At 59.6% G+C, this 20,639-nt stretch carries 19 protein-coding genes, 1 tRNA gene and 1 pseudogene; 8 read left to right on the forward strand and 13 right to left on the reverse strand.

The annotated features are described in order from the left end of the window. From VL15_RS43405 to tssI, 5 genes are all read right to left on the reverse strand, one after another. The coding region (locus VL15_RS43405) for a hypothetical protein (protein ID WP_048251384.1) at window positions 1-246 on the reverse strand (246 nt) is incomplete at its 3' end. Window positions 247-261: 15 nt separating this feature from the next. Further along, window positions 262-858: a hypothetical protein gene (locus VL15_RS42335; protein ID WP_230684592.1), complete on the reverse strand. Its 597-nt coding sequence runs from the start codon at window positions 856-858 to the stop codon at window positions 262-264. 63 nt (window positions 859-921) lie between these two features. Next, window positions 922-1,650 carry a hypothetical protein gene (locus VL15_RS35075; RefSeq protein ID WP_048251387.1) on the reverse strand — a complete coding sequence of 243 codons (729 nt, stop codon included), beginning with the start codon at window positions 1,648-1,650 and terminating at the stop codon, window positions 922-924. Next, window positions 1,650-6,275, reverse strand: a complete 4,626-nt coding sequence (locus VL15_RS35080) for an RHS repeat-associated core domain-containing protein (RefSeq protein ID WP_230684593.1) — start codon at window positions 6,273-6,275, stop codon at window positions 1,650-1,652. Before VL15_RS35080 ends, VL15_RS35075 begins: the two co-directional genes overlap by 1 nt. Window positions 6,276-6,332: 57 nt before the next feature. Continuing rightward, a complete protein-coding gene (gene tssI, locus VL15_RS35085) occupies window positions 6,333-9,512 on the reverse strand; it encodes a type VI secretion system Vgr family protein (RefSeq protein WP_048251388.1) in 3,180 nt (1,059 codons plus the stop codon). Between the two features lie 329 nt (window positions 9,513-9,841). Here tssI and VL15_RS35090 point away from each other — a divergent pair, with 329 nt between their 5' ends. Continuing rightward, window positions 9,842-10,642 carry a transporter substrate-binding domain-containing protein gene (locus VL15_RS35090; protein WP_048251389.1) on the forward strand — a complete coding sequence of 267 codons (801 nt, stop codon included), beginning with the start codon at window positions 9,842-9,844 and terminating at the stop codon, window positions 10,640-10,642. A 59-nt stretch (window positions 10,643-10,701) separates the two neighbouring features. Here VL15_RS35090 and VL15_RS35095 read toward each other — a convergent pair whose 3' ends face one another. Next, window positions 10,702-10,905, reverse strand: coding sequence for a hypothetical protein (locus VL15_RS35095; protein WP_048251442.1), 204 nt, complete (start codon window positions 10,903-10,905; stop codon window positions 10,702-10,704). A gap of 243 nt (window positions 10,906-11,148) precedes the next feature. Between VL15_RS35095 and VL15_RS35100 the strand changes: the two are divergent. From VL15_RS35100 to VL15_RS35130, 7 genes and pseudogenes are all read left to right on the forward strand, one after another. Then, window positions 11,149-11,373 (forward strand): annotated as a pseudogene (locus VL15_RS35100) (LytTR family DNA-binding domain-containing protein); the annotation flags it as partial. A gap of 240 nt (window positions 11,374-11,613) precedes the next feature. After that, entirely contained in the window at window positions 11,614-11,955 is a 342-nt protein-coding gene (locus VL15_RS35105; protein ID WP_048251391.1) for a helix-turn-helix domain-containing protein, read from the forward strand. Between the two features lie 73 nt (window positions 11,956-12,028). Next, the gene (locus VL15_RS41180) at window positions 12,029-12,346 is read left to right on the forward strand and encodes a hypothetical protein (protein ID WP_080971056.1); all 318 of its coding nucleotides are present in this window, start codon (window positions 12,029-12,031) and stop codon (window positions 12,344-12,346) included. A gap of 172 nt (window positions 12,347-12,518) precedes the next feature. Continuing rightward, complete coding sequence (locus VL15_RS35115) at window positions 12,519-12,950, forward strand: STM2901 family protein (protein WP_048251444.1); 432 nt, start codon at window positions 12,519-12,521, stop codon at window positions 12,948-12,950. Between the two features lie 3 nt (window positions 12,951-12,953). After that, complete coding sequence (locus tag VL15_RS35120; RefSeq protein ID WP_048251392.1) at window positions 12,954-13,325, forward strand: DUF1493 family protein; 372 nt, start codon at window positions 12,954-12,956, stop codon at window positions 13,323-13,325. A 569-nt stretch (window positions 13,326-13,894) separates the two neighbouring features. Next, entirely contained in the window at window positions 13,895-14,287 is a 393-nt protein-coding gene (locus VL15_RS35125; RefSeq protein ID WP_048251393.1) for a hypothetical protein, read from the forward strand. After that, window positions 14,280-15,362, forward strand: coding sequence for a beta family protein (locus tag VL15_RS35130; protein ID WP_048251445.1), 1,083 nt, complete (start codon window positions 14,280-14,282; stop codon window positions 15,360-15,362). Before VL15_RS35125 ends, VL15_RS35130 begins: the two co-directional genes overlap by 8 nt. On the opposite strand, the gene VL15_RS35135 is transcribed toward VL15_RS35130, so the two are convergent. The 7 genes from VL15_RS35135 to petA form a co-directional block, all read right to left on the reverse strand. Further along, window positions 15,359-16,132, reverse strand: coding sequence for a sce7726 family protein (locus VL15_RS35135; protein ID WP_053077766.1), 774 nt, complete (start codon window positions 16,130-16,132; stop codon window positions 15,359-15,361). The genes VL15_RS35130 and VL15_RS35135 overlap by 4 nt on opposite strands. Before the next feature lie 153 nt (window positions 16,133-16,285). Beyond that, window positions 16,286-16,361: transfer RNA gene (locus VL15_RS35140), tRNA-Thr, on the reverse strand. A gap of 19 nt (window positions 16,362-16,380) precedes the next feature. Then, window positions 16,381-16,902, reverse strand: coding sequence for a ClpXP protease specificity-enhancing factor (locus VL15_RS35145; protein ID WP_048251394.1), 522 nt, complete (start codon window positions 16,900-16,902; stop codon window positions 16,381-16,383). Between the two features lie 60 nt (window positions 16,903-16,962). After that, window positions 16,963-17,574, reverse strand: a complete 612-nt coding sequence (locus VL15_RS35150; RefSeq protein WP_014898290.1) for a glutathione S-transferase N-terminal domain-containing protein — start codon at window positions 17,572-17,574, stop codon at window positions 16,963-16,965. A 94-nt stretch (window positions 17,575-17,668) separates the two neighbouring features. Continuing rightward, a complete protein-coding gene (locus tag VL15_RS35155) occupies window positions 17,669-18,427 on the reverse strand; it encodes a cytochrome c1 (protein ID WP_048251395.1) in 759 nt (252 codons plus the stop codon). 21 nt (window positions 18,428-18,448) lie between these two features. Continuing rightward, complete coding sequence (locus VL15_RS35160) at window positions 18,449-19,831, reverse strand: cytochrome b (RefSeq protein WP_048251396.1); 1,383 nt, start codon at window positions 19,829-19,831, stop codon at window positions 18,449-18,451. Beyond that, complete coding sequence (gene petA, locus VL15_RS35165) at window positions 19,831-20,451, reverse strand: ubiquinol-cytochrome c reductase iron-sulfur subunit (protein ID WP_048251397.1); 621 nt, start codon at window positions 20,449-20,451, stop codon at window positions 19,831-19,833. Before petA ends, VL15_RS35160 begins: the two co-directional genes overlap by 1 nt. Window positions 20,452-20,639: the final 188 nt, after the last annotated feature.

A 20,639-nucleotide genomic window follows, 5' to 3' on the forward strand; every position in this document is an offset into this window, starting at 1 on the left:
ATCGACCGGTTGAATCCGCAACAGCACGCTGCCACACGTTGAAGCGGCGTAAATGGTCAACGCGATCAGGTTGCCGGCCCTTCCCGCAAACGCGGCGCGCCTGCAGTACCTAGGATCTTCGACGTCGTCGAAAAACACTGCGCCCGATGCAGCGAGTTCGCCCTCTCGGCAGAGCATGTATCCCCAGTCTGCGATCCGGATCGGATGTGCCCGAAACGCAGCGTCGAGAGAAGCGTAGTGGACCATCACCGACGCCGAAAGTCAGGGTTGATAGCGGATCGTTTCATAGATCTTTGCCATGCCCTGCTTCGCGGCACTTTCATTCGCAGCCAATCCCGACGAGAAGACAACGCAGGTCCATCCGTTGCCGCAGACCTTGCTTGTAACGAGATCGAGACGATGTGCATAGAGTTCGTCTTGCTTGAAGATGTTGTGCGTATAGCGTGAAGCAAGCGCCGGATACTTGTCGTTCAGCATGAAAGGCGCAAAGTCCGGCTTCGTGTACTGAGCGGGTTTGTCGTCCACCTGGCTCTCGTAGAGGTACTGCGCTGTGCCTTCGAATGAAGGTGCGACCTTGGTTCGCAGCACTTGAACAACGACGTCCAGATTCAGTACTTCGAATGCGGATTTGTCGGCTTCGATGCTGATTCCTCGGCCGTCGGTATCCTGAAGTCGGTCGTTTGCCGTGACCCGCCAGTCTGCCGGGAGCTGGAAGCTCAGACCGTTGGTTTTAAAGAGCTTCGGATGAGCCAGATCAGGGGCTGCAGCGGCTCTTGGTCGAAAATCGTCGGCGTATGATGTTACCGAAAGCGCGAGGAGGATAAAAGAGGCAAAGGCAATTCGCACCGACGGACTCATCAGATCACACCCAAGTCAACTTTCAAATTATAGGAATAGACCACAATGAATCACGCATCAGATCTACTTTCTCAATAGCCCCAGCATTTCCACAACTCGACTTTCCACATTTTTATTTGTAGTCAACTCGCTTATGGCCTGACGCTCGATGGCATCAATTATCAACAAAAAATCCGCACTTGAAATCCCTCGCTTCCATTTCAGCAGATAATTCAAGGAATTTTCAGAATTAAGCAAACCATTCACAGTCACGCAGATTGAGTCTGGCACATCGCACATAACATCAGCCAAATACCGATCCCACTCAGAGTCCGCGTTATCCCAGATCCTGTTTATTTCACGCCAACCAATCTGGCCGACCTCATTCTGATCGAACGTCTCGTCCTGTATTGCAGCAACCGCCTCTATTAGATCATCATCGATCTCAATCGAAAAACTGTCTGTATGCAACCACCTCAATCGAGCAGACACGCTACCGATAAGTGCCGCCGCCGATTCGCGGACTTCGTCACGATTGACAATGACCTCTTCAAAAAAATGCAACCTCAAGGCCACATCAGCCGCAACATTTCTCTCGCTCATTAATCTCCAGAAAAACTCCTTGTTCTTCACGAGCTTTGCAGGAGATAAATTTGCCTCCATATAATAATCGCGGGCTCCATCAAGAACAACGCCCACTGCCTCGCGAGCGACCAATTTCAACTTATCCCGCTCCTCGCAACTCGCTTCCGGGATGAGCACACTCGAATAACAATCCGCACTGACCGCGAAGATCACATCATTAAAATCCACTATCTACCCTCCGGAGCAGTAGGAATGTCGGCATCAAACGCAACGGTGCGGACTTTTTGAGGGATTGTATAAAAATTGGAGCACCCACCCTCGTCAAAATCTTTGATGTTCTGCCTGAGTCCACTCTGCAATTGCTGCGCCGCCTTTACGTGCCCTTCATAAGTCCCTTTTCCTGCAAGCGCACCATAATCTCGCTTATCACCCATCTTCGGCGCAAAATCGTAAAGCTTATACGTATCCTCCTTCAGATGATCGATTCTTTCCTGCAGCCCTCGGCTACCGTCGGCTTTCTTCTGACCCAAGGCCTTAAGATATATCTTGGCCAAAAGGAGTTTGCATTCAGTCTTAGTCAGGCAGTCGCAAGGCGACAACCCTAGCGGATCGACCCACTCGATAGGATTAGAAGCATAGGCATAGACGTTGAGCCCGCCTCTCAGCCCGATCGGATCCTTGGAGACAAACCGCCCAGTGCCAGGATCGTAATAGCGATTTCGGTTGTAATGTAATCCTGTCTCGTCATCGATCAATTGCCCCTGAAATCTCAGCGGATTCCTCGGTACAAAGCCCGCTGCCTTCGACACCCGCGCAATTATTTCCCGCGCCTCGCCCCAAGCCTTGTAAGACGCCTCCCACACGACGTCACCTTCGCCATCGGTCAGCAGCTGTGGTGTGCCAATCCGGTCGCAGTGGTAATAGAACAGTTGCGCCGCCGCGCGACGCTCCGGCATCTTTTGCAACGGATCCTCCTCCGGGACATAGCGATCGGTACTCCGCCGCACCGGCGTCGCAATTCCCTCCACCGGTTCCGCCACATATTGAGCTAACGGCACGAACGTCCCAGGCTCATAGATATAGTGCGTGCCGCACTCGCCATTGCTCTCGTACGCGAGCGTATCGCCATCCCATCCAAACACGGTCCGCTCACCGTTCACTTCCTTCGCAATCCGACGACCGAACGCGTCATAGAAATACTGCGCCCGTCTCTGCTGCGACGCATTCGTGACGCGCACCGCCAGCAAACGATTGAACTCATCCCACTCGTACTCCTGCTCCCCGCTCGGCGTATGTTTGCGGATTAAATTCCCTCGCGCGTCATACTCGAAGCCCATCCCAGCATACATCTTCAATAGATTGCCGAGCACCTTCGGCACCTCTGTCGGCAACGTGCCCTCCGGGCGCATGGGGCTAGGTCGAGCGGGAAACGCCAATTGCTGTTGTGCCGAATCGATGATATTGCTCGCCGGATCGAATGCAAACCGTTCCTTCCCGAACGGGCTAATCGCCTCGATCAATCGCCCGACCGGATCGTATCGATAGTCGCCCCCGCCCTTCCGACTGTCTTCAATACTCGAAAGTTGCCCCGCCGCGTCATAGCGATATCGCCGCTCGGATAACGGTCCCGGCGATGTCGTACGCTGAATCGTCTGCTGCAGCATACGTCCCGCTGGGTCATACATCGTGCGTTGTCCGACCTTGCTCGACAGCATCCGCACCGTCTCCCGATGCAAATCATCGCGCTCGATCTGCAAGCGCTCCTCGCCATCCAGCAGCATCCCGTGCACATGCCCCGAGCCGTACATCAGCCAATCGACCACGTGCCCGTCCGGACGCACGGTCCGCCTCCGGTTGCCCAGTTCATCGTATTCGTGATGCCAGACATAGCTGCGATGCTCCTCGAACACGCTATAGCCGTGGTGCTCCCGAACGAGATTACCGACGGGATCGAAAAAGAGCTGCACACGACTGTTGCGGTTCGCAGCTTCGACCACCCGCCCCGAGGGGTCGTATGCGAACCGCTCTTCATTCGAGCCTGAAGCACGCTTCGTCACGCGGCCACTACCATCGATCTCCATCGACGTCACATTACCGGCCTCGTTTACCGTGAGAAGGCTGCCGCTTGCCTGATCGTACTCATAGCACGTCGACTTCCCGTCGAAACCGATTTCCTCGATCAATCTACCAGCTGTATCGTAGTGAAACTGATACGTCGCCAAGTTCGCATCCGTCAACGCGGCCAGTCGTCCGAGACGGTCATAACGATAGGCAAGCGTCTGTCCAAGGGCATCAGCACGGCTCGCAATACGACCGACCGCGTCGTAACCATATCGCGTCGAACGTTCAAGTTGATCGGTATGGCGCAACAGCCGGCCCTCAGCGTCGTAATGCATACGCTCGATTCCAGCTGGTGAGCGAATCTCCGCGAGTTGCCCGTTTGGACCATAGCAATAAGTGACCATCCCGCCTGCCGCGTCCTTCGCCTCGATCACGCGACCGAGTTCGTCGTACTGCCATTCGCTCTTTTTGCCAGAGCAGTCGGTATAACTCGTCAGTTGACTAGCTTCGTTATATTCAAGCGCCTTCGATCCCCCCTTGGCATCGATGATTTTCTCCGGCAGCCCCTTGTCGTTGTAGCTGTACTTCGTTGCTCGTTCGAGAGGATCCAACTCTTCAGTCAAATTACCGGCATCGTCGTATTTCCGTTGCCATACATGTCCGTTTGGATCGACGAGACGAATCATTTGATCTTTGTCGTCATACGCCATCTCGACGACGCTACCATCCGGACGCTCGTGCCGGGTCAGATTACCCCGCGCGTCGTAATACATATGCTCAATGCTTCCGTTCTGCAGGATGTGCAATACTGGGTTGTGATGCCCATCATGCCGGAACCATTCTTCGTTGCCGTCCGGATAAGCGATCCGATACATGCAACCGTGAATGTTGTAGTAGTACCGAGTCATCTGCCCGAGTGCATCCGTCACATAAGTCAAACGAATGTTCGGATTCCATACAAGGCGAATGTCGAGACTGCCGTCGTCTGCATATTCGCGCACGCATTTGGCGCTTGCATTGTCTTCCTCGTTTGCTCCTTGCCACTCGAGGGTCATCCCGCGCCCTGTTCGATCGGTGTAGCGAGTCACCAGATGCCGATGGTATCGATAAGCCCAAGCGTTACCATGGCGGTCGATCGCGCGCACGAGATCCCCCTCCGTGTCGTATTCATAACGTGCAAGCGAACGGCGCTCACCGCCTTCAAGCACCTGCTCGATCTGCACGATCCTGCCATGCCGGTCATTCTCGAATGCGAGCACGTTGCCGCTCGCGTCGATCAGCCGTGCCAGGCGATCAAGCGCGTCATAGTCGAGCGTAATCGTGTTGCCAGCGCGATCCTTATGCATCGCGAGGCGGAACGCATCCCCACGGCGCTCGTATACATACAACGCCTTGTGGCTGTACGTGATCGTCAACCATGTCTCGTCGAGACGAGACAACGTAAGTTCCTCCGCCAGATCGTCGTGTACCTCACCGACCGCAAGTGCGCGGTATTCAATGCTGCGCCCTTCCGCGTCGCGATAGAGCCACTGACCATTCGAAATGTCGACGCGAGTCGTATAAGGCGTGATCCAACGTGCGCCCAATTCTCCATTGTCATATGTTGATAATCGAGATTGGTACGTGCGCTCCCAAACCAGCGGCAATGCGCCCGGCAGATCAAAATCCGTGTGGGAGAATCTTTCGTTACCAAATGCGAAGTCGATCGATCCGATCGATGCCCCTTTTGGCGCCCCGATCGCGCGCCCCTTGCGGCAGCTCCGACCCGGCCCCTCCGCCGGCGCCTGCCCATGAGTCGCCTCCAGCCCCTCTTGCCCCCGCGTCTTCTTCGCCTGCCCCTTCCCCGCCGGCTTGACCTCGGCACTCTGCTCGTGAAGCTTCGCACGCGCCTTCACGCGCCCTACCGCCTCGATCAGCTGCAAGACGAGCCACATCATCTTGCCTTCCTCGCTACCGGCCAGCGAACGGATGGACGACGCGACCTTCGGCGCCTCGGTCTTCAAGAACGCCACCGTGCTGCGAAACGGCTCGAGCCACGAATCCGGCGCGAGCTTTGCCAATGCCCCGGTCACCTTGTTGCCGGCCGCCTTGTTGAGCGCCGTGTACCCCTCGTATGCAAACTTGATCCCGTCACGCGCGCGGCTCGGGCTGTACCACGGCCGGTCGTCGCGCATCTTCCTCGCCAGCTGTTTTGCGCGCTCAAGGTTGCCGCTGTTGTCGAAGAGCTGGCCGTGCAGTGCTTTGTCCATGCCCGTCGCGATCGCGACCATCAACTCTTCCGCCTTCGCCGCACACCCGTCGAGCAGCTTCCCGAGCCCTTCCTTCAGCTTGTTCAGAAAGTCCTCGATCTCCGTCGCGCAGGTCGCGTTGATATGCGTGATGAGCACCGAAATGAGCGCCGCGCCGAGATTGCTGCGCGTGATCAGCAACTGGTTTCGCACGAGTGCGAGCAACGGACGCGCCGACATCCGGAACGGCGCGAGCGTCGGCGGAATGGGGATGATGCCGATCAGGTTGATCGCGAGGCTCATGTAGTCGAGAACCTTCCCGCCGCGCTTCTGAATGATCTCGGCAATATCGCCGAGCGCATCGATCGCCGCCATGATGTTGCCGACGATCGGCACCGCGCCGGCAACCGTCTTCACGTCTTCGAACGTGACGTGGTTACCGCTGATCTTGCGCAGCCACGCGTCGAAGCGATTGCCGCCCTGCGCGACATCCTTCGGCGAAATATCACTGAGCCAGGTAACGGCCTGTTCCTTCTCGGCGTCCGGCGGAAGTTGTTGTGCCATGTCGTTCTTCGTTCAAATCGTGATTTAGTTGTTCTTGACGGCTGACGCGCCGCCCTCTCAGGATTTCAGCGGTCCGCCAAACCCGCTCGTCGGCAGCTTCATGCCGGTGGCACCGGCCGCCGACGCTACCGTCGCCGCGCCCTTGCCCGCGATCCCGGCGACACCGGGCAATGCGCCCTGCAGTGCCCCGGATGCCGCGTTCGCAGCCGGTGCGGCCAGCGCCGCGAGCCCACCCTGGCGTGCGGCCTGCACCATTCCGGCCACCTGCTTCGCGGCACCGCTCAGGCTCGAGGCCGTCTGCAACGCAGACGCCACACCCGCGCCGCCAAGCGCTGTCGCCGCAGCCGGCAACGCCGAGCTCGCCAGCCCGCCCAGCGCTGCGCCTGCGCCACCACCGCTCACGAGCCCCATGGCAGCCGTCGCCGCGGCAGGCGCCATGCCCTGCAACTGGCTGGCAAGCTGCCCCGTTGCCGCTGCCTGCGCAGCTTCAGGCGACGGCTCGACGGGCTCGGCCGGCCACTTCGCCTGCTTGAAATAGTTCGCCGGCTGGTCCGACTCGCGCGGATCCTTCCCGAACTCGACGCGCACCGCGCCGGGCGGCAAGCCGCTCACGACCGTATGGCCGCTATTGTCGAGCGCGCCCTTCTTCAACACGGCGCCGTTCACGTCTCTCACCGTGAACAACCCGCCCTTGACCGCCTCGCCGTTCACGTACTTGTGCAACAACTCCAGTTGCCCCGGCTGATCCGGCCGCGGACTCGGCAACGGATACCCCATGCTCGCCGGCCCCGCGAACGTATGCGACGCGCCCTTCACATCCACAGCACCCGGCGTGTGAATCTCGATGTTCCCGCCTTGAATGCGGATATATCCGCCGCCGCTTGTCAGCAAAATCCCCTGATCGGCCGCGATCTCGATCCGGTCCGTCGCCGACACGATCTTCACCGCCTTCTGCGCGGTCACTTCGACGTTGTCCGACTGCGCCTGGATCTCGACCTTGCCCTTGCCCGCGAACAGCTTCATCCCCGCGTTCTGCACGAACAGGCTCAGCTTCTGCCCGATACTCGCCAGCAGCGACTTGCCCGCGGCAACATGCACGCTCTGTCCGCTCGCGACGTTCACGTGATCGTTCGCGACCACATGCACCGACTGCTGCGTCGACATCCCGATACCGGACGGACTGCCGAACAGCATCACCGGCTCCTTGAACGCGTTCGCGTTGCCGGTGCCGCCGCCTGCCGTGCGTCCGCCGGACGCGCTGCCCGATGCGCTGTCCTGCGTCGCGTCCGTGAACGCGCGCATCGTGTCCTGCGCGTCCTTCAGGCTTTCCGCCTGATGCTGCTCGCTCACGCCCGACATCGCTTCGACGAGGCTCTCGCCCGTCACGAGCTGCTGCTGCGCCTCTTTCACGTCGAGCGGCTGGCTATTGGCCGACTTCGGATGCGTCGTCACGTACAGGCCCTGACTGGCCCGCACCGCGCCATATGCATCGGAGCGCAAGTCGAACCCGCTGCCGAGATACGACCCGCGCGAATTGCCGCTGTGGTCGATGATGTAGCCGAGATGCAGCAGGCTGTTCGCGCTGCTGCTCATCAGCTGCACGCGGTTCTGCCCGGTCGCGTCGTCCATCACGAGCTGGTTGTAGCCGCCGCCCGAATACTCTTTCGACCGATATCCGGACAGGATCCCGTCGGTATGCCACTGCGGCTGGTTCGCGCCGTTGTACACGCGCCCGACCGCCAGCGGCCGGTCGCAGTCGCCGCCGACGTAGTCGATCAGCACTTCCTCGCCGATGCGCGGCACGTGCACGCCGCCGTAGCCGCCGCCCGTATCCGATTGCACGACGCGCACCCAACACGATGCGTTCTCGTTGCCCGGATTGAGACGATCCCACACGAACTGCACGCGAATCCGGTTCAGTGCGTCGGTATAGACTTCCTCGCCCTGCGGCCCGACGACGATCGCCGTTTCGAGGTGCATCTCGGGCTTGTGATGGTCGAACGGGCTGCGATACGGCACGTTCACGCGCTGCGCCTCGACTTCGACGAGATAGAAGCCGGCCGACCCATCGTCGTGCGGCACGCGAAACGCGGGATCGGCGCCGTAGCCGTCCTGCGCCTGCGTCAACGCCTCGCGCAGGCTGTGCGGGAAGTCCGCGCTGTCGCTCGCGACGGGCAGGTTGTTCTCGATCCACCACGCCACCTCGATCGCGGCAAACTCGCGCTGATCGGCGGGATCGCGATCGTGCTCGGGATGATCGGCCAGCGTGAAGCGCCGTCCGGCGTCGATTGCGCGCACGCCGCCCGCGCCATGGAAGCGCTTCGCCTGCGACTCCCACTCCTCCATCCTGACCTTCGTCAGATGGTCGCCGCGCGTCTGGTCCAGATACGTGTAAGCGCCCGTGTACTCGTAGACTTCGAGCTGGTCGGGCAACTCGCCCTGGCCGCCCATCGTCGGCAGCGACGTGCCCTTCGGGTTCGACGGCTGCGAAGGATTCTTGTAGTCGAACGTACGCGTCGAACGCGTGACGCTCTGCAGCGTGCGCGTGCCCGACCATTGCGTGAACGCATCAGCCTCGCTCGCGGCGCCGCCGTGATAGAAGCGCACGGTTTCCGGCGACAGCGGCGTGAACGCCTGCAGGTTGTCGGTGATGACGAGCGTATGCGATTTGCCGTCGTCGGCCTGCTGCCATGTGCAGTAGAGCCCTTCGTTCTCCATCAGCCGATGCACGAAATGCCAGTCGGTGTCGTGCTGGCGTGTGTACGAGCGGTTCGGCAGCGGCTTCGACAGCGCAAAGCGGAAATGGCCCTGCGCCTGCGGATGCTTGTTCAGCACGTCGCTGATGATCTGGTCGACGGTCGTGTCGTTCCAGAGCCGCTGATCGCGACGGAACTTCAGGAAATGGGTGAAATCGGCGAACTCGAGCTGATAGGTCGTGAGCCCGCCGTCAGCGCCCAGCCGGCGCGCGGTATGCACGTATCCGTTGATCGGCCGGTAGCCGCGGTCGCTCTGCTGGATCCACAACGTGACGGGCTGCGCGATCAGCTTTTTAAGTTCCAGATCGCTATCGGTCGACAGCACGTCGAGCGTGAACCCGTACGCGCGCCCGATGCGCGAACGTCCGACTGCCCGCTGCACGGTCAGGACATTGGCCCCCAACGGCGTATCGAGCTTCAACAGCCGGTCCTGCTGAAGCAACCCGCCGCGCAATGCGGCAACTGTGTTCTGCATGTTCATGGCAACGGCCTTTTCTTCTTTTGGCGCGCCCTCGGATGGCGCGAGCATTGGATTTCGCTCGCGCGATTTTACAGAGAAATTACGTCAGTCCCTGAAAACTCACCGGAATTAAAGACGCGTCATTCATTCCGCCCGCACGCCGCCCGCACTGACGCCGGCCAGCCCGTTCACCCGTCGCGCCCCCCTGAAATCGATTGCAATCAGGGCCAATTCGACTTCCGGCGCGGCTTGGTTGCGAGTAGTGTCTATGTGCCCGTATTGCGGCCCGCCGGGCCCGACCGGCGCCCTGCGCTCACCACATACACAACACTGAACCCTGGAGATCTGAGATGAAACGTTCGAAGTTCCTGCTGTCGGGCCTGCTGCTCGCATCGGCCCTCGGCTTCACGGCCGTCGCCGCGCACGCGGACGATCTGCTCGATTCGGTGAAGCAAGCCGGCGTGCTGCGCGTCGGCCTCGAAGGCACCTATCCGCCGTTCAACTCGCGCGGCACGTCGGGCCAGCTCGAAGGCTTCGACGTCGACGTCGCGAACGCGGTCGCCGGCAAGCTCGGCGTGAAGACGCAGTTCATCCCGACCGAATGGAGCGGCATCATCGCGGGCCTGCAGGCCGGCAAGTTCGACGTGATCGTCAACCAGGTCACGATCACGCCGCAGCGCAAGGAAGCGCTCGACTTCAGCCAGCCGTACACGTACTCGGCCGCGCAGCTGATCCAGCGCAAGGACGACACGCGCAACTTCAAGTCGCTCGACGATTTCAAGGGCAAGAAGCTCGGCGTGACGCTCGGCACCAACTACGACCAGATGGCGCGCACCGTGCCGGGCATCGAAGTGCAGACGTACCCGGGCGCACCGGAGAAGCTGCGCGACCTCGCCGCGGGCCGGATCGAGGCGACGCTCGACGATCGCCTGATGCTGCCGTACATGATCAAGACGTCGAACCTGCCGCTGCGCGCGGGTGCGGTGCTGAACGGCGGCAAGCAGGAAATGGCGATTCCGTTCCGCAAGGGCAATCCGAAGTTCGAGAAGGCGGTCAACGACGCGCTGGATTCGCTGCGCAAGGACGGCACGCTGAAGAAGATCTCGATGCACTGGTTCGGCAGCGACGTGACGGTGCCGGTCGCGCAGTAAGCGGCGCGGTGTAGCAACGCGTCACGCCCTTCGTCCAGATGAAGGCGTGACGCTTCCCCTCAAGCGGCTTCGTCGAAGCGCGCCAGCAGCATCTGGCCGATCGGCGTCAGCGCCGGGCGCGCGGCCACCGCGTTCATGCGCGCCTGCGCAGCGTCGACCAGCCGCTTCTCGACCAGCACGGCAAAAGCCGGATTCGATTGATCGACGCTGTCCGGCGCACGTGCAATGCGCAACAGCATCGAGAATTCGTGCGGACTCAGCATGGTCCCTGTCTCCTGATCGTCCGCGACCCGGTTCGAATCGGCGTCGATCCTGTTTTCGAATGAATTGGCGCGATGCATGACTGCTGCGCCGCCGGGAGCGAGATCCCGGTTGCCCACCTGCGACGCGGGCACGGCGTCACGAGCGGATTGCGTACGTTCCCGATCCGGCGATGCCGCCGCGACGGGAACGTGCAACCTTAGGGGTGCACCGTGACGCGACCGTGACAGCGAAACGGGGGCGCAACAGCGCACGTTACACGCCGTTTCCATTCGATGCCGACCCGATTGGCGACGATGAGGCGCATCGCGGCGCGGTTCGCGAAGGTGCATCGCGGCGTGATCGTCGCGTATGCGGCGATCGATCGGGTCGAGCGCGACATGCTGGGACGTTTGCGGATTCGCGTGCACGGGCAACGGGAGATGCTGCCGGTCAGCCGCGCGTATGCGGGGTTGTTCAGGCAGATGTGATCGATGTTTGTTTGCGGACTGAGTCGAGACATTCATCGCGGTCGCGCTCATTCCTTCATGCACTGCGCTGCCCCTCCAGCGCCTCATCAGTGTTTCTTATCCGATTGGCCAATTTGCCCTCTCAATAATCGGCGCGGTCTATATTGATCCTCGACCAATCGATCTCTCCTTCCCGGAATTTTTTGGACGAACTGTTAGAGATCGTTTCGAAATCAGTACACCTCATTTTGGGATCCGCATATGGAATTTTCACAGCGTCTGAGACGGCTCCGCGTCACGCGCGGCTTCACCCAACGGGAACTCGGGAATGCAGTCGGGCTCTCCGCCATACAAATCCGACGCTTCGAAAATGGATCCGCGTTCCCGAAATGGAATGCGACTCGCCGACTGGCCATCGTGCTTCAGGTGAGTGCTGATGCGATTGTGTTCGATGATGGGGAGCGCGAGCCTAGCGGCGTGCTACGAGACCAGCTAGAGGCCATTTCGAAGATGCCCGCGCATGTCTGCGAGCTTGCGCGGGAGTTGCTCGATGCGTTGATCGTCAGGAACCAGATCTTGGAGAAGGGAAGCGCCAAGCAGTGAATGAAGCGCGGGCCGTGAGTGTTGACGCACTCGCGTCCCGCTGACCACAACCAACTCAATACAGGAGTTGACCATGGCTAACGCCAATCATAAGTCACGCGCCAAGCGCCGGGAACCGGAGACCACCCTTCGGTTGCCGCTTCGACGCTCACCCGATCCGGTCACGTGGTCCGATCGGCCCTGCATCCCGTGGATGGAGGTTATCGACGCGCACTTCAAACTGTTCGGGTTCGAACCGGGTGGGCATGTGTATCTCTCCATCAATCACGTAGACAGGAAGATTTCCATCACGCCGGATTACGAAGATCCGCTTGTCAGGGGTCATGTGGTGGAACGCTTCCAGCAGCGCGGATTCCAGTTCGAGCTTCCGGGGATGTCGCTGACGGGTTGATCGACTGCGTCGCGAATGGGTATCTCGGTAGATCCACGGATGCCTGATTACGCACTGGAACATGACCAAGCGCCGACAGTAGTTCTCGTCGATACGCTAAAGTATTTCCTTCGCCGGGGGTTGTAGCACACGCTGAGAGAGCAGCGTCCCCTCGCAATTGGGAGAAAAATACTTGAGTGAAAATCGATACAGCTATGGCGCTCGCCACAATTTGAAACCCGTCGACCTGTTTGTATGGGTAGCCCTCGACGAGACGCGTAAGCAGCTCGGTCTGGACGATCTGGCTGCTGCGTCGGCCGTGCTGCTCGGTCAGGCGGACGTCCCTGTCGCCGGCAAAGTCGCGGGAGCCACAGTAGGCACGTCGGTCGCGTCCCTCGCTGCGCGGTCGTTATTCCCGCAGATGTTGCCGTTTCGCCTTCCGATGATCATGGGCATCGGGCTAACCGGCATCCGGATCGCATTTACTCGGCGACTCGGAGCCTGGGTCGGGCGTACGATCCCGGTCGTGGGAGAAGTTTTCCTCGCCCGCGACGCGTTCATGATCATGCGTAATACCGTCACGACATACAACCGCATTGTGAAGCCCGAAGACAGGCTGCTCTGAGCCATGAAAGACGATATCTGGCAACGCTTGGAAACATTCGCGCGCGAAGAACTTGGTCGACCGCTGTTCGGGGGCAAACTGAATCTTCAGCCCGAGTCCCGACTGGAGCAGGACCTCGGCCTCACCGGCCTCGACGCGGTGGAATTCATCGACAAGTGGGCCGAGACATTCAGCGTAGACGCCAAAGATTTCCCGTATCGACGATATTTCGGCCCCGAGGGTCAGGAGTTGTTGTCGTCTTTGGTCAGACTGTTTTCAAAGCGGCTTCGGCAATCGCAACGACTCCCGTTGACTTTGGGGATGCTGGCGGAAGCGACGCGGCGCGGGAGGTGGGACACCGATGAGATCGAGGCGACGGCACGCAGAAACGATTAGACAGCGAAAGGGGTCTCTGTACCCAACCCTGCCAAGCTATGGGACAAAGCCGATGTTCCGTTGCGCGAGCCAATGGATTTGGCCTATCTCACTGGCCAACGACCGGCCGATGTGTTGAAACTTGATGAGCGGCACCTTCGAGACGGCGTACAGGAGATTCGTCAGAACAAAACGCGTGCCCGGCTACAAATTGAAATTGTAGGTGAGCTTGCATCTGTAATCCGCCGCATCGCGACGAGAAAGTCTGGGCTAAAATTGCACTCGACCAAACTCGTCGTTGACGATTGCGGCGTGCCCATCGCGGCTGCAGGATTGCACTTTAGGTACGATTAACCACGACTCGCAGCTAGAATCGCGAAGTCCGATTCTCAGCTTCGTGACCTACGCGCAAAAGCGGGAACGGGCAAAGAAGCGAGTAACGATATAAGAGGCGCACAGGCACTGGGGGGTCACGGGAGCGTATCGATGACCGAACATTATGTTCAAAAGCGCGGCTCGACCGTGAAGCCAACGAAGTAGCCTATAGAGATTGCGCGTCAGGGGTTGGCATTACAGCCGTCGAAGAGACCATGGCAATGAACTATGATCGGCTTGTTTCGATTTGCAGCTTGTTGGTAGGCGTTGGAGGTATTGCGCTAAGCGTCTACCTCGCGCGGCCCAGCAGCGAACTACAATACCTCGCCGTATCTGGCTGGGGATTTGCCGCCATCCTTGCCTTCGTGATGGGATGGAAAGGTCTGTCCGTCGTCGAGCAGATGGAGCGCTCGGTCAAGAGTGCACAGGACGAAGCAATTCGCGCTAAAAATGATTCGATCGAGCTATCGCGAGATCTGAGCACGTATCGGGATATTGCCGTGGCGTTGACTGGCGTTATTAACCCAGAGCCGATTCGAGAAAATATCCGCACGAAGCTTAGGGACTATGCTGAGCGACGCGATGATGCGGAGGCGGACGATGAGTAAGAATTTTTTTGAGAAGTTCAGTTATTTTCCGATTCTGCGGACACGAACCGCCGAGCTTGCGGGGCTGGGAAAGCTTGACGACGAGCAGAAAGACTCAATTCTGCCTCTCATCTCGCTTGGTAAGTGGCGTAACACGGACGGTGTGGATAAGGCGCTTGCCAAGGTCAGCGAGTGTCTGGGGGACCGACCGTACATGCTCGATCTGTCCAAAGATCTGCAGCATCAGAACGATGCCGTCCGGGATTTGCTAAATCCGGAGAAGGGGTTTGCACAATGGCTCACCTTCTTGAAGAACGTCCCCCAAGTCGTTCCGGTTGTCCAGTTCTCTAGCGACGCGCGTGTTCGTGACATAGTCCGTCAAGCTCAAGCAATTGAACGCGACGGCAGGCAGCCTGTTTTTCGCGTACGCAACTATCAGAGTGATCTGGACCATACGTTGGCCGCGCTCTATGCACTGGACATGCCGGAGAACGCGTTGATCGTGATCGATGCCGGGTACATTCGCGACCTGTCTACGAAACGCATCAAATCCGGTGTGCTAGAGAGCGTACTCAAGTCGCTAAATCGGATCGTCGAAGAAGTTCCTGAGGCATCGCGTGTTCTGGCGGGGACAAGCTATCCTCGCTCTGTCACCCAGTTTCTCGACAAGGGCGTGGAATCGTCGGGAAAGATCGATATGCTGGAACACGTTCTTTACGAGGAGATCGGTTCTGACATCGTCATGTATGGCGATCACGCGTCGATTCATTCAGTCGTGTACGACGACGCAGTTGGCATGTTTATCCCACGCCTTGACATCCCAACCGACCATTCTTGGTACTTTGAGCGCCGCCCTCGCCGGAAAGGCGATGCCTTCGTCGAAATTGCCCAGCAAGTGCTGTTCGACTTCCCTGAGCTGGAAAGTGAATCGAGCTGGGGCGCTCAAATGATCAAGAACACTGCGCAAGAAAAGGGCGACCAGATCGCCGGCGCAGTGACTGCGATCTCTGTGCGCGTGAATTTACACATCACATACCAATTGTTCGCATTGGGAAAACGCTCCAACGAGCCAAATGACGAGGACGACTGGCTTTAATTGACCACGGGGACCAAGACGTGCGTCGGTATGCCCTCGGGGATATCTCCGTCGGGAAAGAAGCGCAACAGGTTCACTTGCCGTGGTTCGTAGTGACGCGTGCGTGTCGTCGGCTCGACTGACATCGCAACGGCTCGTCGTTTGACCGTGATGCGGCTGAGGTTGTCAACGTTTGGCACCTCAGCCGCATCAGTGTTTGCGGCGCGGTGGAAAGTCTCGCGATAGCGGTCTTTAACATTCGCCAGCACGTATTTTCGAACGGCGGTTAACGGCAGTGCCTTGATTTTTTCGACCAATGCTTCGCGCGAAAGCTCCGCCAGCCTCGCTGACTCGTCCATGAGCCGAGCAATTTTCAATAGCTCGCTTTTCAGCAGGAAGTCACAGAGCAGGCTCTTATCCTTAACCGGCTCAATCCGGCCTTGCCTGCGAATGGTTAGTTTGGCGATTCCGGCACTCGTCTCGCTGGCCTCCCAAACAGCCACTCGGCTCGGCGAACTTTCTAGCGCCTGCTCAACAAACTTCTTCGATACAACTAGCGTGACCTTGTCGAATCGACTGAGATAAACGGCGAGCTGGCCCTCCAAGCGCCTGAGGGAATCCAAATCGCTCTTGATTTCTACTGCATGGAGATGCCCGTTTGCTACGACGAGGTCAGCACGCCGGTCAGCCTTGCCAACCACCATTTCGCTGACAATGACGGCATCGTCGGCAAGAGCTTTGGAAGAAAGCTTGTCGAGGACAGCCTGCTTGATGTCACGTTCGCTTAGCATGTCTTGGCCAAGTGTGCGTTCCGCGTGCGAGGTCAAGCTCCAACAGACTCGCTACTGTTGACGAATCGGATGCGGCGGTATTCTTTTGTAGAACACGCAGCAAATTGTAGAACAAAAAAATAAGGGTTCCATTGCTGGAACCCTTATCCGTATTGGTGCCGGCTGCAGGACTCGAACCCGCCACCTGATGATTACAAATCAACTGCTCTACCAGATGAGCTAAGCCGGCGTAAGCGCGAGATTCTACCTCATTTCACGATCTTGAGGCGAGGTCTGCTGCCGCCTTTCGAACCATCGCCATCAGTTTTCGGCGGTTCGTCGGCACCTTCGGACGGTTCCTCGTTCGCGCCGCTGTCGGCAACCGGCATCAGCGGTGACGGCGGCTCGTCGCGCTGCGCATCATCCGCCTGCACTGCCTCTTCGTCGAACGTGCCCGAATCCTCGCCTTCACCCGCAACCGCATCGACCTGGAACGCCATCCCCTGCCCGTTCTCGCGCGCATAGATCGCGAGCACGTTGGCAACCGGAATCTCGATCTTGTGCGCCTTCCCGGAGAACCGGGCCGTGAACTCGATCCACTCGTTGCCCATCTGCAACTGGCTCGTCGCCTCGAAGCTGATGTTGAGCACGATCTCGCCGTCACGCACGAACTGACGCGGCACACGCGTCGAGTTGTCGACCCTCACCGCGATATGCGGCGTGTAACCGTTATCGGTGCACCACTCGTACAACGCGCGCAGCAGATAAGGCTTCGTTGAAATCTCTTGCATCACAATCCTCGAACCCGGAGCGGGCGCGCGGCACGCCGCGTCACCCTCTCCGTCATGCCATTAACGACGCATGACCTTTTCGGACGGCGTCAGTGCTTCGATATAGGCCGGACGGCTGAAGATCCGTTCGGCGTACTTCATCAGCGGCGCGGCGTTCTTCGACAGCTCGATGCCGTAGTGATCCAGACGCCACAGCAGCGGTGCGATCGCGACGTCGAGCATCGAGAACTCTTCGCCGAGCATGTACTTGTTCTTCAGGAAGATCGGCGCGAGCTGCGTCAGGCGATCGCGGATCGCGAGGCGTGCCTTCTCGTGGTTCTTCTCCGCAGCCTTGCCCTTCTCGTTCTCGAGCGTGCTGACGTGAACGAACAGTTCCTTCTCGAAGTTGAGCAGGAACAGGCGCGCACGTGCGCGCTGCACCGGGTCGGCCGGCATCAGTTGCGGATGCGGGAAGCGCTCGTCGATGTACTCGTTGATGATGTTCGATTCGTACAGGATCAAGTCGCGCTCGACCAGGATCGGCACCTGGCCATACGGGTTCATCACCGAAATATCTTCCGGCTTGTTGAACAGGTCGACGTCGCGGATCTCGAAGTCCATGCCCTTCTCGAACAGCACCAGCCGGCAACGCTGGGAGAACGGGCAAGTTGTGCCGGAATACAGAACCATCATATTTACATTTCCTCAAAAAAGCCGAGGGCCGGCACGCGGCGCAACCCCTTTCACGGGTTCCGCCTTGCGCCGGCCCCACGCCGGTCAGGCGTGATTACTTGATATCTTTCCAGTACGCGGCATTGAGCCGCCAAGCCAGGAAAGTCAGGACCCCGAGAAAAATCAGCACCCACACGCCGAGGCGCTTGCGGGTCTGCTGGGCCGGCTCGGACATCCACGTCATATAGGCCACCAGGTCGGCAACCGCAGCATCATAATCCGGTGACGACAGCGTCCCCGGCGTGACCTGCTGGAAGCCAACGAGCGTGTGGACCTTCTCGCCCGTCTCCTCGTCCGTCTTGTCTTCGAATCTGGCGGTGCGCTGCCCCTGCAGCTGCCACAATACATGGGGCATGCCGACGTTCTCGAACACCGCGTTGTTCCAGCCGGTCGGCCGCGTATCGTCGCGGTAGAAACTCCGCAGATACGTATACAGCCAGTCGCGGCCGCGCGCCCGCTCCTCGACCGACAGGTCGGGCGGCGAGGTGCCGAGCCAGTTCTTCGCGTCTTCGGGCCGCATCGCGACGGACATCGTGCTCCCGACCTTGTCGGTCGTGAACAGGAGATTCGTTTCGATCTCCTTCTGGGATATGCCCAGATCCGTCAGACGGTTGTAGCGCATCAGGTTCGCGCTGTGGCAGTTCAGGCAATAGTTTACAAACAATTGCGCGCCGTGCTGAAGCGAAACGAGATTTTCCGTGTTATCGGGCGCCCGGTCGAGCGGAAAATTACCTTCCGCCCGCACGGCCGGCGCCACCAGCAGCGCACACGCGGTCGCCCCGATCAGCGCGAGTGTCGAAAGCAGTTTCTTCATGTCGTTCTCTCCTCGCTCTCGTTAATGGGGCTTGAAGCGCACCCGCTCCGGCGGCTGCTTGAACGTGCCAAGCGGCGTCCAGACGGGCATGCCGAGGAAGAACGCGAAGTAAATCAGCGCACACACCTGCGCGATCAGCGTCGAGGCCGGCGATGGCGGCCGCGTGCCGAGGAACGCGAGGATCAGGAACGCCGCGATGAAGATCCCGAGGAACACCTTGTGGAACAGCGGCCGGTAGCGGATCGACTTCACCGGGCTGCGGTCGAGCCACGGCAGGAAGAACAGCGTGATCACCGCCGAGCCCATCACGACGACGCCCCAGAACTTCGATTCCGTCAGGAACATGAACACGACGATCGCCGCGGCCAGCACCGGCAGCCCGGCCTTCCACTTGCCGCGCGCGCGGATCAGCGCAAGCACGCCGAGCAGCGCGATCACGATCATCAGCACGATCTTGAACGGGTCGGTGGTGGCGCGCAGCATCGCGTAGAACGCGGTGAAATACCAGACCGGCGCGATCTCGGGCGGCGTCTGCAGCGGGTTCGCCGGGACGAAGTTGTTCGCCTCGAGGAAGTAGCCGCCCATCTCCGGCGAGAAGAACACGATCAGCGCGAACACCATCAGGAACACGCACACGCCGAAGAAATCGTGCACCGAGTAGTACGGGTGGAACGGGATGCCGTCGAGCGGAATGCCGTTCTCGCCCTTCTTCGCCTTGATCTCGATGCCGTCCGGGTTATTTGACCCCACTTCGTGCAGTGCGACGAGGTGCGCGATCACGAGGCCGACCAGCACGAGCGGAATCGCGATCACGTGGAACGCGAAGAAGCGGTTCAGCGTGACGTCGGACACCACGTAGTCGCCGCGGATCCACAGCGACAGGTCCGGGCCGACGAACGGGATCGCCGAGAACAGGTTCACGATCACCTGCGCGCCCCAGAACGACATCTGACCCCACGGCAGCAGGTAGCCGAAGAACGCTTCGGCCATCAGGCACAGGAAGATCGCGCAGCCGAAGATCCACACGAGTTCGCGCGGCTTGCGGTACGAACCGTACATCAGCCCGCGAAACATGTGCAGGTAGACGACGACAAAGAACAGCGACGCACCCGTGGAGTGCATGTAGCGGATCAGCCAGCCCCACGGCACCTCACGCATGATGTACTCGACCGACGCGAACGCGAGCGTCGAGTCGGGCTTGTAGTTCATCGTCAGGAAGATGCCCGTGACGATCTGGTTGACGAGCACCAGCAGCGCGAGGGAGCCGAAGAAGTACCAGAAGTTGAAGTTCTTCGGCGCGTAGTACTCGGAAACGTGCTTCTTCCAGGTGGACGTGAGCGGGAAGCGCTGGTCGATCCAGCCGGTGAGACCTGTCGTGGAGACTTCTTTGTTGTCGCCAGCCATCACGCTTCTCCTTTCTCGTCCTTGCCGATCACGAGGGACGTCGCCGACGTGAACATATAGGGCGGGATGTCGAGATTCTGAGGCGCCGGCTTGTTCTTGAACACACGGCCGGCGAGGTCGTAGGTCGAACCGTGGCACGGGCACAGGAAACCACCCGGCCAGTCGTCCGGCAGGTTCGGCTGCGGACCCGGCGTGAAGCGTTGGCTAGGCGTGCAGCCGAGGTGCGTACACACGGCCATCACGACGAGAATGTTCTTGCGATCGGCCCGCGCGCGATATTCGTTGGCGCAATACGCGGGCAACGGCATCGAATACGGGGATTTCGTGGTGGGATCGGCCACTTCCTTGTCGGCCTTGACCACGTCGGCCAGCATCGAATCGGTGCGATTCAGGATCCAGACGGGTTTGCCGCGCCACGGCACGGTGACCATCTCGCCGGGCTTCAGGCCGCTGATGTCGACCTCGACCGGCGCACCGGCCGCTTTCGCTTTCTCGGACGGCGCAAGCGACGCCGCGAAAGGTATGACGGTGGCTACGCCTCCCACGCCACCTGCTACGGATGTCGCAATCAGCCAGGTACGGCGGCCGCTGTCGACGCGTTTCTCTTCCTTGTCTCGCATCACACGCCCCACTTCTGAGTTGGATTTTCCGTCACCACTTTCCATTCCGCCGCTAGTTTGCTCGAATGGAGTCGTCATTTACAAGGCCCGGAGATGAAAATCCCTTCGAAGTGATTGATAGTTAAGGGTTTTCCCCCACTACCGGAGCGATTAAATCATTTCGCTTTTAAGCGTCTGCTTCATTGTGA

Source organism: Burkholderia cepacia (assembly GCF_001039005.1).
Classification (GTDB): Bacteria; Pseudomonadota; Gammaproteobacteria; order Burkholderiales; family Burkholderiaceae; genus Burkholderia; species Burkholderia theae.